Origin of the sequence: Pengzhenrongella sp., from assembly GCF_036565025.1 — a bacterium.
Taxonomy (GTDB): Bacteria; Actinomycetota; Actinomycetes; order Actinomycetales; family Cellulomonadaceae; genus Pengzhenrongella.
In genome coordinates this window covers 18,015-31,901 of record NZ_DATCNW010000282.1, presented here as the reverse complement: position 1 = coordinate 31,901, position 13,887 = coordinate 18,015, and the positions used below count along the sequence as shown (strand labels likewise).

Below are 13,887 nucleotides of genomic sequence, written 5' to 3'. Positions count from 1 at the left end.
CGTAACGACTGCGCACATCGGATGTGCGCAGGAGTCACGGATGTGCGCAGTCTGCCGTCACGGCCCCGCTGCACGTCGGGCTCGGTGGACAACGGCTGCGCGCTGCTCCGCCGATAATCAATACCGGCTCAGGCCAGTTCTGCGCAGATGTCCACGGACCTTCCCGATGTGCTCAGCAGCGTGAAGACGCCGGAAATCGGATCGACCGTGAAGACGTAGTTCCCGATGTATTGCGTGGTCGTCGGTCCCGCGGGCACGTCGGTGGGAAACAGGATCAGCACGTTGTGGCCAGTGGACGTGTAGGTGACTGTCCCGTCGGGGCTTGTCGCGGTGCGCGTGACGGATCCATTCGGCCGGAGAGTGACGGACTTGCCGGGCGTCGTGCCGAGCGGTCCGAGGTTCGTGAACGTCAGGGTGGCCCCCTTGCCAGCGGCGATGGTGCGCACCACGTTCCCGGCCTCGTCCGTGAACTCGCGTGTCTGGAGGTTCCCGCCGACGCTCGCCACCCGCACGGCGAAGCCCGGGCAGGCGACTCCGCTCGGCAGATCGACGACGAAGTCGGCCGCCGATGCAGGCGGCGCGGTGGCGAGGAGCAAGGCCGCCAGAATTCCGGCCGGCACAAAACGACGCGTGGTCGTGCGCATGGGTTTCTCCTCTACTCAGAAAGGTTCCTTCGGCGTAGGCGTGCGGTCCGAATCCATCAGAAAGAGCCGCACGTATCTCGACCGTAGGGGGCGGCGAAAAGTCGCGTCAATAGTCCTGAGTGTCCGAAATGCTCCCTCGCGGGGATTCTCGCGAAGGTGAGCTCGTCGTCGACCCGGGTCACGTCCTCCAGGTCGCAGCGCCTCGGCTCGCGCTCCCAGCCTCCGGCCGTGGTCACGTCTGGCACAGTCGCCGGCATGGCCGACGACGACGCCGACACCCTCGCTCCGCCCACGGACCCCCGCCTGGCGGGGGTCCTCGAGGAGCTCGTACGGCGTGAGCCGCTGTTCCATCACCGCGAGCTCGCCGCCGACACGTACCTCCTCACATACGTCTTGCAGCAGGGCGATCGACGCACCCGCAGGTCAACGCTCTGGCAGCGGGCCGGGAACAGCTGGCGGGCCCTGTATCACCAGGGGACCGTCGTACTGTGATGTAAGTTACTTTCACTGGAATGTGCACGGAGTGTCACTCGTTACCGATCGGGTGCACGACGCCCCGACCTCGCTGCCTCGGCCCAGCGCCGAGCCGGACCCCAGGAGGCTCCCTGTGGGAAGCCCGTCAGTCGTTCGTCGCCGGGCGGCCGTGGCCGTCGCGGCCGCCGCCGCGCTCGCCATCCCGCTGCTCGGCGCTCCCGCTGTCGCGGCGCCCGCGTCGCCGAGCGTTCCGACCGCCTCGGCCGAGTCCGGGCGTCACGACAGCCGCGCCGGGAAGGCCTACGTGGAGCGCACCCTCGCGCACATGTCGCTCGAGGAGAAGGTCGGCCAGCTCTTCGTCACGAACGCGTACGGCTCGCAGTCCGGTGCCGTGACCGACGTCGAGAAGGCCGCGAACCAGAAGGCCTACGGCGTCGACACGCCCTCGCAGGTCGTCGAGAAGTACCACCTCGGCGGGGTCATCTACTTCGCCTGGACAAACAGCGTCCAGAACCCCGACCAGATCACCGCCCTGTCCAACGGGCTGCAGACCACCGCGCTGAACTCCGGCGCTCGCGTGCCGTTGACCGTGGTCACCGACCAGGAGCAGGGCATCGTCACCCGCATCGGCCCGCCCGCGACGCAGTTCGGCGGCAACATGGCCCTCGGCGCCGGCCGAAGCACGACGGACACCCGCGTCGCCGCCAAGATCACCGGGCAGGAGCTCGCGGCGATGGGCATCAACCAGGACTTCGCGCCCGACGCCGACGTCAACGTCAACCCGGCGAACCCGGTCATCGGCGTGCGCTCGTTCTCCTCCGACCCGATGCTCGCGGCCGGCCTCACCGCCGCCGCCGTGCGCGGCTACCAGGACGACGCCGGCATCGCCGCGACCGCCAAGCACTTCCCGGGCCATGGCGACACCGCCGTCGACAGCCACCTCGGTGTCCCGCTGATCACGCACACCCGGGCCCAGTGGGAACAGCTCGACCTGCCGCCGTTCCGCGCCGCCATCGACGCGGGCGTCGCGGCGATCATGACCGCGCACATCGTCGTGCCGTCGCTCGACCCGTCCGGCGTCCCGGCGACGCTGTCCAAGCCGATCCTCACCGGCGTGCTGCGCGGCGAGCTCGGGTTCACGGGCGTCATCTACACCGATGCGCTCACCATGCAGGGCGTCCGCGACGCGTACAGCGACGCCGAGATCCCCGTGCTGGCCCTCGAAGCGGGCGCCGACGTGCTGCTCATGCCCGCCGAGGGCGCGATGGACGACGCCTACCAGGGCGTGCTCGACGCCGTCCGCAGGGACAGGATCAGCGAGCGCCGGATCGACGCGAGCGTCCGCCGGGTCCTCGAGCTCAAGTGGGACCGCGGCGTCGTCGCGCACCCGATCGCAGACCCGGCCGCGCTGACCGGCGTCGTCGGCACCCCCGCGCACCTCGCCGCGGCGCAGGGGATCACCGACCGCACGACGACGCTCGTGACCAACGACGGGACCCTGCCGGTCGCTCCGGCGGGGAAGAAGATTCTCGTCGTCGGCCCGGACGCGGTCACCACCGGCACCCTCGCCGCTGCGCTCACCGCACGCGGCGCGCAGGTCACCACGACGGTCACGGGCACCTCGCCCGACCCGACCGTCCGCGCCGCCGCGGTGGCTGCGGCCGCGAACAACGACCTCGTGGTCGCCCTGACCAACAACCTGCACGCGGCGACCGTCCCGGCCGCGAACGTGCGGGCGCTCGTCGCCGAGCTCGGGGCGGGCGGCACCGATCTGGTCGCTGCCGCGCTGCGCAACCCGTACGACGTCGCCTACGGCGAGGGCGTGGAGAGCTGGCTGGCCACCTACTCGGTCAAGCCGGTCGCGATCGAGTCCCTCGCCCGCATCATCACCGGCGAGGTCACCCCGACCGGCAAGCTCCCGGCAGACGTCCCCGCCGCCGGCCCCGGTACCACCGCCTACCCCTTCGGTGCCGGCCTCACCTGGTAGCTCACACATCCGCGAACTCGGGGGTTTGCGTCGAGCTAGGACGCTGGACGCCGGGCTGACACAGAGGGTGGAGTGTGCGAGTTCGGCAGAAGCCTCCGAGCTCGCCGATTCGGCGCAAGCCTGCAACGGCGAATTCGCCCATTTGATGCGAGTTCGTCGGTTCGACCGGCGAATTCACGGGGAAATGGCGAACTCGCGCATGGTCGGCTGGCTGGCCGGCTGACGGGCCGGCTGACCGTGCGCTGACGCCTCGCTGCCACATCGACCCTGAGGGCGCGGGCTCAGTGCATCGCTCAGTGCATCCAGAGTGCAGTGAATGCTTCGTTTTGGTGCACCTTCGCTGCACTGAGCGCTGGAGCGCTGCGCTGAGGTCGAGCGGTCAGACCGCCCACCGGGTCGTCGGCGCGGGTCGGTGGACGAGCGGGTTGGCGAGCGTGCGGGGGTACGTCAGATTTCTACGATGCCGGTGGGGGTTTGGAAGGAGACCGTCAGCAGGCCGGGGGTGCCGTGGGGGGCGACGAAGGAGAAGTCGAGCGTCTCGGGCGTGTAGTCCGGGTCCAGGCCCAGCCAGTCCCGCACGCGGACCGGGCTGCCGGCGATCTGCAGGCCCATCAGCCGCACGACGCCGGTGCCGCCGACGGACGGGTGCAGCTCGGGTCCCGTCTCCCAACGGATCATGTACGGCAGCTGCGGGTCCACGATGAGGCCCTTGACGCCGATCTGGCGCCAGCGCAGCTCCACGCCGTCGGGCCGGTGCCGGTTGCCTGGCATCGCCGGGCGGCCGATGCGCTCCTCGAACGGCGCGAGGTCCTGCACCGCGACGACCCAGCCGAGCCAGCCGCCGCCGTCGGCCGAGCGGGCGCGCACCGCCTGGCCGAACGGCGCCTTGTCCGACGCCGGATGGTCGAGCACCTCGACGATCTCGAGGTAGCGACGCTCGGCGAGCGGCAGCACGATGTTCCGGGTGCCGAAGCGAGGGTGCACCCCGCCATCGACCGGGTCGATTCCGAGGGCTGCACCGAGCCGCGCGGCAGTCGCGCGCAGCCCGTCCGGCTCGGCGGCATAGGAGACGTGATCGAGACGCATGGCAGGCATCGTGGCACACGAAAAGCACCGCTCCGACCCTTGGCGGAAACCTGCGGCGCGTGCTCGACCCGACGCACGTCGAGCCCGGCGAGAGGCGAACCCGACTGAGCGCCCGCCTCGAACCCTGCGAAAACCGACCAGAACCCCGCAACGTCCGAGCGCTGACGTCCTATAGGACGTCAGCGCTCCGACGTTACGGGGAGTTTCTGCGTTGTGTCCGCCGGTTGGAACGCGCGGGCCGGGCGTTCCCACTGGATTCGGAATGGCATCAATCCGGTAACGATCCGGGATCAGTCGACGGACTGCACGAACAGGGGCCCTCGTTCTGGCTAGCGTCACGAATTCGAGCATCCTTGTCCAGGAGGAAATGTGACGATCAGACGCAGGTATGCGGCGATCTCCGCGGTAGCCGCAGGGGCCCTTCTGATGGCGGGTTGCGGCTCTGCCGGTGGCGGTGGCAAGGCGAGCCCGACGGCGGAGAAGCTCGCGGACTCGATCACGATCGGACTCGAGCTGGCGCCGGACGGCTACAACTCGTATACCGCGGCGACCAACAGCGCGTACGACCAGTACATCGACAACCTGACGCAGCGACAGTTCGCGCAGGTTCAGCCGGACGCCACGATCAAAGCCGACAAGGCGTTCGGCACCTACAAGAAGGTGTCGGACGACCCGCTCACCGTGAAGTACACCTTCGCGAAAGACGCCGTGTGGTCGGACGGTGTCCCCCTCGACTTCGACGACGTGCTGCTCGCGTGGGCATCGTCCTCGGGCAACTATCCCTCGGGTCAGACCGACCCAGCGGGCAACCCGGTCGACATCTTCAACACCGCGAGCACCAACGGCTGGGCCGAGATCGAGAAGCCGCAGGGCAAGGCCGGGGACAAGTCGTTCACCTTGGTGTACAAGTCCCCGTACGCCGACTGGGAGACCGTCGCGGACTACTTCATGCCGGCGCACATAGCCGCCGAACAGGGTGGGATGAGCTCCGCCAACAACGGCGCTGAGCTCATCAAGGCGATCGAGGACGACGACATCGCCGCGCTCAAGCCGGTGGCCAAGTTCTGGAACGAGGGCTGGCTGTACCAGGAGAACCTGCCGTCGCTGCCCGATCCGAAGCTCATCCCCACGATCGGTCCGTACAAGTACGACAACGCCTCCAACGGCACGCTGACCCTCGTCCGTAACGACAAGTGGTGGGGGCCGAAGGCCAAGACCGAGAAGATCGTCTTCAAGACGATCAACGTCGACGAGGCGGTCCAGGCCCTCCAGAACGGTGAGATCGACTCGTTCGACCCGTCCAACCCGACGGGGGACATGGTCAAGCAGCTCGCCGATCTCGGCGCCGCCGCGAAGGTCGACAAGGGACAGTCCTTCGCCTTCAGTCACGTCGATTTCGACTCCCGGGCCAAGGGGGTCTTCCACGACATCAAGGTGCGCCAGGCATTCCTCAAGTGCGTGCCGCGCAAGGAACTGGTCGACAAGTTCGCGAAGCCGATCTACGCGAAGTCCACCGTCCTTGACCTGCGGGAGTACCTGCCCGCGCAGGCGGAGTACAAGGAGGTGCTGGCCGGCGTTCCCGAGGCCAAGAAGTACGCCGACGTCGACCTTCCGGGCGCCAAGGCGCTGCTCGCGGATGCGGGCGTCAAGACCCCGCTCAAGGTGCGCTTCATCTACTCGTCGTCGTCCACCCTGCGCGCCGACCAGCTGGCGCTCATCAAGGCGTCCTGCGACCAGGCAGGCTTCTCCGTCCAGGCCAAGCCCGACCCGGACCTGTTCACCACGCTGACCCACCCGGGGGAGTTCGACGCCGCGGTGTTCGGCTGGTCCGGTTCGGGGCTGATCGCCTCAGGGCAGTCGATCTACGTCACCGGCGGTGCCCAGAACTACGGCGGGTACAGCGACAAGAAGGTTGACGACCTGTGGACGGAGATCGTCAAGACCACCGACCGCGCCAAGGTCGTGCCACTCAAGACGGAGATGGAGGAAGAACTGTGGGTCAACCCCTACAACGTGGTCCTCTACCCGAACCCCGGCGTGACGGCGTTCGCCTCATCGCTCAAGGGCCCGGCGTACAACCCGACGCAGTACGGCTCGACGTGGAACGCGGAGACGTGGACCAAGACGCTCGACTGAGGGTGCCTGCGGCGCCGTGAACCGGCGCCGCAGGTGGGCGATCGCCGTCGGGCGGGTACCGGCTCGGGCCGGTATCCGCCCCTGGCGGCTCGCTAGGTTGTCCGCCGTCCGAGTTCAACGCAGGGAGACGCATGCTCGTCTTCGTCGTCAGGCGAATGATCATCTCGTTCTTCATCGTGCTCGCCTCGACGTCCCTGATGTACCTCCTGGTCGCGCTGTCCGGTAACCCTCTGCAAGACCTGCTGGAGGACAACCGGCCCGGCCAGGCCGAGCGGATCGCCGCGCGCACCGCGGCCCTGCATCTCGACGTGCCGATCCCCGGTCGTTACGTGCTCTGGTTGCAGGATGTCGGCCGGTGCCTCGCGCCGGGTGGGGACCAGTGCACCCTCGGCCTCGATCGGACCAACCGCCCGGTCCTTCCGCAGCTCGACGTCGCGCTCGGGTCGACCCTGCGACTGGTCATCGGTGCCACCCTGCTGGCCGTGCTGCTGGGCGTCGTCACGGGCGTCGTGACGGCGCTGCGCCAGTACAGCACGTTCGACTACGCGGTGACCTTCATCGCGTTCCTGTGCTTCTCGCTCCCGGTGTTCTGGGTCTCCACGCTGCTCAAGCAGTACATCGCGATCGACCTCAACAACTGGCTCTCGCATCCGGAGATGACCTACGCCTCGATCGGGCTGATCGGCCTGGTGTCCGGGCTGGTGTGGGCGGTCGTCATCGGCGGTGACCCGCGGCGCCGGGGCATCGTGTTCGCGGTCGCCACCGTCGCGACGTCGGCGACGCTGATCGTGCTGCTCAGCGTCGGCTGGTTCGAGCAGCCGGCTCTCGGAATCGTCGGGGTCGGGATTTCGGCACTCGTGGCGGCTTTCCTGTGGAGCGCGCTCTTCGCGGGCCTGCGACCACGCACCCGGCCCGTGCTCTACGCGAGCCTCGCGACGGCGGTCGTGGGCACCATCGTCGTCGCGCTCGCGCAACCCGTGATGGCGGGCATGACCTGGTCGACGTTCGGCGCGCTCGCCGTCGGCCTGGTGCTGCTCGGCGTCGTGATCGGCCGGATCGTCGGTGGGCACACCCGGCGTCTCGCCGCGCAGATCGCCGGCATCACCGGGGTGAGCGTGGTCGCCCTGATGTCGCTCGACCAGCTGTTGCGCTCCTACCCGGTGCTCTTCCAGGCCACCGACGGGCGCCCGATCGCGACGACGGGGTCCCAGACGGCGAACCTGAACGGGACCTTCTGGGTCTCGAACCTCGATCTGGTGCTGCACCTCGCGCTGCCGACCCTCGCCATCATGTTGATCTCGTTTGCCAGCTACACCCGGTACACCCGGGCCAGCATGCTCGACGTGATGAACCAGGACTACGTGCGCACCGCTCGCGCGAAGGGGCTCAACGAGCGCACCGTGATCGTGCGGCACTCGTTCCGCAACGCCCTGATCCCGCTCGCGACCCTGGTCGCCTTCGACTTCGCCGGAGTCCTGGGTGGTGCGGTGGTCACCGAGACCGTGTTCGGCTGGTCCGGGATGGGCCGGCTGTTCACCCAGGGCCTGTCGCACATCGACCCCAACCCGGTCATGGCGTTCTTCCTCGTGACGGCCGTGGCGACGGTGCTGTTCAACATGCTGGCCGACATCGCCTACGCGTTCCTCGACCCAAGGATCCGCCTGAGATGACCACGATCACGCCGCTCAACACCATGCCGAACACCGCCGCGCGCAGCTCGGCGCAGACCATCCTGCGCCGGTTCCGCCGACACCGGGCCGCCATGAGCGGGTTCGTCGTGCTGCTGCTCGTGATGGTGCTGGCGTTCAGCGCGATCGGGTTCGGGCCGTTCCCCGGCTGGTGGAAGCAGGACTACAAGGTCCCGATGCCCCTGTTCCACGCCGGGGCGCCGACCCTCTCGGTGTGGCCGCCGAGCCTCGGGGAGCACCCCTTCGGCCAGGACAACATCGGGCGGGACTACTTCGCGCTCACCATGAAAGGCGCGCAACAGTCGCTCATCATCGCGTTCCTCGTCGGGATCGTCGGGACCGCGATCGGCACGGTGATCGGGGCCGTCGCGGGGTACTTCCGCGGCTGGACCGAGGCGGTGCTGATGCGGCTGACCGACGTCATGATCACGATCCCGCTGGTCGCCGTGGCGGCGGTCATCGCCGTCTCGACGGGCGGTGTCGGCGGGGTCTGGGGCCTGGGAGCGTTCCTCGGTCTGGTCACCTGGACCGGTCTCGCGCGAATCGTCCGGGGCGAGTTCCTGTCCCTTCGGGAGAAGGAGTTCGTGGACGCGGCGCGCTCGGTCGGCGCGTCGAGCGCGCGGATCATCTTCCGGCACATCCTGCCGAACACGATCGGTGTCATCATCGTGTCGGCGACCCTGGCGATCTCCTCGGCGATCCTGCTCGAGTCGGCGCTGAGCTTCCTCGGCTTCGGGGTCCGGAGCCCCGACACCTCGCTCGGTCAGCTGATCAACAACTACCGCTCAGCGATGACGGTGCGGCCGTGGCTGTTCTGGTGGCCGGGGCTGTTCATCATCGCGATCGCGCTCGCGGTCAACTTCATCGGCGACGGGTTGCGCGACGCGTTCGACCCCCGCCAAGACCGCGCGAAGGCCTGAGGGGACACCGCCAGATGACGATCGACACCGAAGCGGCCGCGTTGCGGCGGTGGGGCGGCGACCCCGAACCGATTCTCGAGGTCAGCGGGCTCGGCGTCGACTTCCGCGTCGAGGGCGAGTGGGTGATGGCCGCGCGCGACGTCGCCTTCACGATCGCGCCGGGCGAGGTGCTCGCGGTCGTCGGCGAGTCCGGCTCGGGCAAGTCCGTCTCCGCGATGGGGATCCTCGGGCTGCTGCCGCCGAACTCGCGCACCATGGGCTCGGCCAAGCTGCGCGGCCGGGAGCTCATCGGGGCGCCCGAGTCCGCGCTGCGCGCGGTGCGCGGCAACGACGTCGGCCTGATCTTCCAGGAGCCGATGACGGCGCTGAACCCGGTGCTCACGGTCGGCTTCCAGGTCACCGAGGTGCTGCTCAGCCACCAGAACATCGCGCCGGACCAGGCGCGTGTGCGGGTGATCGAGCTCTTCCGGCTGGTCGACCTGCCCAATCCCGAGGGCCGGTTCGACACCTACCCGCACCAGCTGTCCGGGGGGCAGCGCCAGCGCGTGATGATCGCGATGGCGATCGCGTGCGACCCCGTGCTGCTGATCGCCGACGAGCCGACGACCGCGCTCGACGTGACGGTGCAGGCGGAGATCCTGGACCTGCTGCGCGCGCTGCACTACCGGCTCGACTCCGCGATCCTGCTGATCACGCACGACATGGGTGTGGTCGCGGACCTCGCCGACCAGGTCGTGGTGATGAAGGACGGCATGGTCGTCGAGTCCGGCCCGATCCGCCGGGTGTTCTCCGAGCCGAGCCAGGACTACACCCGCGAACTGCTCATCGCCGTGCCGCACCTCGGCGCGCAGATCGCCGCGCGCGCGCTCGAGGTCCACGAGCCGGAGCCGACCGCCACGGTGCGGGACACGCTCAGTGCCACCCCGATCGGCACGCCGAGCGTGGCACAGGTGCGACCGACCGAGCCGGCCGCGGCGGCGCTCGATCTGCGCAACCTGGTCATCGAGTACCCGGGTCACCGGCGCACCCCCGCGTTCCGCGCGGTCGACGACGTGTCGTTCTCGATCGCCCCCGGCGAGGTCGTCGGGCTCGTGGGGGAGTCCGGTTCGGGCAAGACGACGATCGGGCGCGCCGTCGTCGGGCTGCTGCCCGTGACCAGCGGGGTGGTGTCGATCGGCGGGGCGGACGTCGCGAGAATGTCCAAGCGCGAGCTGCGCCCGCTGCGGCGCCGGTCCGCGATCGTGTTCCAGGACCCGGCCGCCTCGCTCAACCCCCGGATGACCATCGGGGAGTCCATCGGCGAGCCGCTCTTCCTGCACGAGAAGCTGCGCAAGGCGGGGCTCGACCGCCGGGTCGAGGCGCTCCTCGACAAGGTCCGGCTGCCGCACGCGTACCGGAACCGGTATCCGCACGAGCTCTCCGGCGGCCAGCGCCAGCGCGTCGGCATCGCCCGGGCGCTCTCGCTCGGGCCCGATCTGCTGGTCGCGGACGAGCCGACCAGCGCGCTGGACGTCTCGGTGCAGGCGCACGTGCTCGAGCTGTTCCAGGAGCTCCAGCGCGAGAGCGGGTTCGCGTGCTTGTTCATCAGCCACGACCTGGCCGTCGTCGAGATCCTCGCGAGCCGGGTCGGCGTGCTGCACCACGGCCGGCTCGTCGAGATGGGCACGCGCGAGGAGATCCTGCTTCACCCGCGCGAGCCGTACACCCGCCGCCTGATCGCGGCCGCACCCGTGCCCGACCCCGACGAGCAGCGGGCCCGCCGAGCCGAGCGCGCCGAGGCCCTCGCGGCCGGAGCCGACGAGGAAGACTGACCCCCTTCCGAGTTGTCAGACGCAGCCCGGTCGACGGCCACTGCGCGCCCGCCAGGTCAGCCGGCGAGTTCGTCGTTTCCAGTCGAGTTCGCCGATCGAAAACGACGAACTCGCATGCGGACCGGCGAACTCGAGCTCTGCGCGGGCCGGTGAATGCTCGCCGTCGGCGGCGCCGGACGTCCACGCGTCGAAACCGGGCTGGGTGTATCGCTGGGTGTATGGAACGTGCACCCACGGTGCACGTTCCATACACCCAGCCCTACACCCACGCGCTCGAGCACTCCCATCCAAGCCCGATGCCTTGCGGCCCGCAGCAGCCGCCGCTCCCGGGGGGTGAACGTCAGTCCGGCGCGGAATCACACCCCAACGCGTCCCCACCACCATCACCGTCAGACGTGGCGCGGTCTCTGGCGCGCGCAGCGTCTGACACTCGGCGGGTGGGGTCAGGTCAGGGCGGTGAGGAGGCCGAGCGCGCTCGCGAGCGCGAGGGTGACGATGAGGCCGACCGAGAACTGGGTGTGCACCTCCACGGAACCACTCGAACCACCGCTCGAGTCCATCGCCCGAGCCCACTCGCGCCGGACCCATACCGCGACCGCGCCGGAGCTGCTCGCGGTGGAGGCGCTCGTGGGTGGCAGCTCCCCGCCCGCACCGGGCCAACCGAGCGCGGCCACCTCGCCCGAGGTCAGGCTCGCGTCGGTGTGCCGGCCCGACGCAGGGGCGGCCCACGCCGTGAACGACCGCCCATCGGTCGTCACGAGGGTGAACGCATAGCGCGTGCGCACCTCGGTGAGCGCGGCCCACGGCACCTCGACGTCGCGCACGACGTTGCGCAGCGTGACCCCGGAGCCGGACACCTCGACGGACGGACGCACCAGGACCCCGTAGACCAGCGTCGCGGCGAGCACGATCGCCGGTGCCTGGCGCACGAGAGCCGCCACGCCGCCGTCGTGCAGCGCGAGCCAGGCCCATCCGACGGTGACCAGACCCCAGCCGATCGCGACGGCACTCGAGGAACGGGGCCGAAAGACGTGACCGGGCTGGGCAGCGGGCATGGCCGCCATGCTCGCAGGTTCGCCTCGCACCGGGACCGAGCGCCGCGCGCGATCCGTACCAGATTCCGTTCGGAAAAGCACCCGTAATGTCCAAAATCATGCGGTTTCAGCCGCCGCTCCAACATCACGAGCGTGTTTCCAGTCTGATTCAATCGCGCAGCCGTCTCACATGTTGGAACCTACTGACCAGTATCAATCGTGTAACGATCCGGCGTCAGGGCCAAACATGAGCGGTAGGTCACGTTTTGAGACGTACTCTCGTCGCATCCCATGGCGGTGCCTGGGTGCTTGCATGGGCCGGGTCCACTCGTGGACGCCTAGCCCTGCGGGCGCCGGTGCCGCCGCCCACCAGGAGGAAAATTGAAGATCAGGCGCATCGCCGGTTTCGCTGCCTCGGTAGCAGTGGGCGCGCTCGTGCTCTCTGCCTGTGCCAGCACGCCCGGCAAATCCACCAGCAGCACGACCACCAAGGCAAGCGGTCCGTCGACCGGCATCGTCTCCGCGTGGGGGTCTGAGCCGCAGAACCCGCTGATCCCGACGAACACCAACGAGGTCGGCGGCGGCAAGATCGAGGACCTCATGTTCGGGGGGCTCGTCTACTACGACGCCAAGGGCGCACCGCACAACGAGGTCGCCGACTCCATCAAGACCACGGACGCGCAGAACTACACGATCAAGCTCAAGGCCGGCCAGAAGTTCACGAACGGCGAGCCCGTCACGTCGTCGAGCTTCGTGGATGCCTGGAACTACGGCGCCCTGCTCAGCAACAAGCAGCTCTCGAGCACCTTCTTCGAGACCATCGACGGCTACTCGGACAAGGCGAATTCCAAGCTGACCGGCCTGAAGGTCGTCGATCCGACCACGTTCACGGTGAAGCTCAAGAGCCCCGAGTCGGACTTCCCGCTGCGGCTCGGCTACTCGGCGTTCTACCCGCTGCCTGCGGCGGCGTTCAAGAACATGAAGACGTTCGGCGAGAACCCGATCGGCAACGGTCCGTACAAGTTCGCCAAGGCCGGTGCCTGGGTGCACAACGTCGGGGTCAACCTCATCCCGAACAAGGGGTACGCCGGTGACCGGGTCGCGCAGAACGGTGGCGTCGACATCAAGTTCTACACGACGCTTCCCGCGGCCTACAACGACCTGCTCGCCGACAACCTCGACGTGCTCGACAGCGTCCCGGACAGCGCGTACGGCACGTTCAAGCAGGAGCTCGGTGACCGCGCGGTGAACCAGCCGGCGGCCGTCTTCCAGTCCTTCACCATCCCGACCAAGCTCGCGCACTTCGCGGGTGCCGAGGGCGCCCTGCGTCGCCAGGCCATCTCGATGGCGATCAACCGCCCGCAGGTCACCAAGGCGATCTTCCAGGACACGCGCACTCCCGCCAAGGACTTCACGTCGCCGGTCATCTCCGGTTGGTCGGACTCGGTGTCCGATAACGACGTGCTCACGTTCAACGCCACGAAGGCCAAGGACCTGTGGAAGCAGGCCGACGCCATCTCGCCGTGGTCCGGGAAGTTCACCATCGGCTACAACGCCGACAGCAGCCACCAGGCCTGGGTCGACGCGGTGTGCAACCAGCTCAAGAACACGCTGGGGATCGACGCCCAGGGTGCCAGCGAGCCGGACTTCAAGACCCTGCGGTCCGACATCACGGCCCGCACGATCAAGGGTGCGTTCCGGAGCGGTTGGCAGGCGGACTACCCGTCGCTGTACAACTTCCTCGGGCCGCTCTACGCCACGGGTGCCGGCTCGAACGACGGCGACTACTCCAGCCCGAAGGTCGACTCCCTGCTGAACGAGGGTCTCGCATCCACCTCGGTCAAGGATGCCAACGCCAAGTTCGACCAGGTCCAGCAGATCCTGTTCAAGGACCTCCCGGCCATCCCGCTGTGGTACGCGAACGCGACCGGTGGCTACTCCACCAAGGTCAAGAACGTGCAGTTCGGCTGGAACAGCGTTCCGCTGCTCTACGAGGTCACCAAGAACTGACCTCGCAGCAGCCGTCTGGGGTGGGCGCCCGACCCGGGTGCCCACCCCAGACATGTCCGACATATCGTGATTCCGCGCGGTCCTGTCTAGAGTGACG

Annotated in this window: 10 protein-coding genes; 7 read left to right on the top strand and 3 right to left on the bottom strand. The window is 68.7% G+C overall.

Features of this window, described 5'->3' with window-relative positions; translation table 11 throughout:
* Nucleotides 1-128: 128 nt before the first annotated feature.
* The gene (locus tag VIM26_RS16485; protein ID WP_331953114.1) at nt 129-644 is read right to left on the bottom strand and encodes a hypothetical protein; all 516 of its coding nucleotides are present in this window, start codon (nt 642-644) and stop codon (nt 129-131) included.
* A gap of 255 nt (nt 645-899) precedes the next feature.
* Here VIM26_RS16485 and VIM26_RS16480 point away from each other — a divergent pair, with 255 nt between their 5' ends.
* On the top strand, nt 900-1,136 hold the full coding sequence (locus VIM26_RS16480) for a hypothetical protein (protein ID WP_331953112.1): 237 nt from the start codon (nt 900-902) through the stop codon (nt 1,134-1,136).
* Between the two features lie 115 nt (nt 1,137-1,251).
* Nucleotides 1,252-3,105: a glycoside hydrolase family 3 protein gene (locus tag VIM26_RS16475; RefSeq protein WP_331953110.1), complete on the top strand. Its 1,854-nt coding sequence runs from the start codon at nt 1,252-1,254 to the stop codon at nt 3,103-3,105.
* 447 nt (nt 3,106-3,552) lie between these two features.
* Here the strand turns inward: VIM26_RS16475 and VIM26_RS16470 are convergent, their stop codons facing one another.
* Entirely contained in the window at nt 3,553-4,191 is a 639-nt protein-coding gene (locus VIM26_RS16470) for a VOC family protein (protein ID WP_331953108.1), read from the bottom strand.
* A 369-nt stretch (nt 4,192-4,560) separates the two neighbouring features.
* Between VIM26_RS16470 and VIM26_RS16465 the strand changes: the two genes are divergently transcribed.
* The 4 genes from VIM26_RS16465 (at nt 4,561) to VIM26_RS16450 (ending at nt 10,746) form a co-directional block, all read left to right on the top strand.
* Nucleotides 4,561-6,327 (top strand): ABC transporter family substrate-binding protein, encoded by a 1,767-nt coding sequence (locus VIM26_RS16465; protein WP_331953106.1) that lies wholly within the window; start codon nt 4,561-4,563, stop codon nt 6,325-6,327.
* Between the two features lie 131 nt (nt 6,328-6,458).
* The gene (locus tag VIM26_RS16460; protein WP_331953104.1) at nt 6,459-7,997 is read left to right on the top strand and encodes an ABC transporter permease; all 1,539 of its coding nucleotides are present in this window, start codon (nt 6,459-6,461) and stop codon (nt 7,995-7,997) included.
* A complete protein-coding gene (locus VIM26_RS16455) occupies nt 7,994-8,935 on the top strand; it encodes an ABC transporter permease (RefSeq protein WP_331953102.1) in 942 nt (313 codons plus the stop codon). Before VIM26_RS16460 ends, VIM26_RS16455 begins: the two co-directional genes overlap by 4 nt.
* Nucleotides 8,936-8,949: 14 nt before the next feature.
* Complete coding sequence (locus VIM26_RS16450) at nt 8,950-10,746, top strand: ABC transporter ATP-binding protein (RefSeq protein ID WP_331953100.1); 1,797 nt, start codon at nt 8,950-8,952, stop codon at nt 10,744-10,746.
* Nucleotides 10,747-11,189: 443 nt separating this feature from the next.
* On the opposite strand, the gene VIM26_RS16445 is transcribed toward VIM26_RS16450, so the two are convergent.
* A complete protein-coding gene (locus VIM26_RS16445; RefSeq protein ID WP_331953098.1) occupies nt 11,190-11,810 on the bottom strand; it encodes a PH domain-containing protein in 621 nt (206 codons plus the stop codon).
* A gap of 351 nt (nt 11,811-12,161) precedes the next feature.
* Here VIM26_RS16445 and VIM26_RS16440 point away from each other — a divergent pair, with 351 nt between their 5' ends.
* Complete coding sequence (locus VIM26_RS16440) at nt 12,162-13,790, top strand: ABC transporter substrate-binding protein (protein WP_331953096.1); 1,629 nt, start codon at nt 12,162-12,164, stop codon at nt 13,788-13,790.
* Nucleotides 13,791-13,887: the final 97 nt, after the last annotated feature.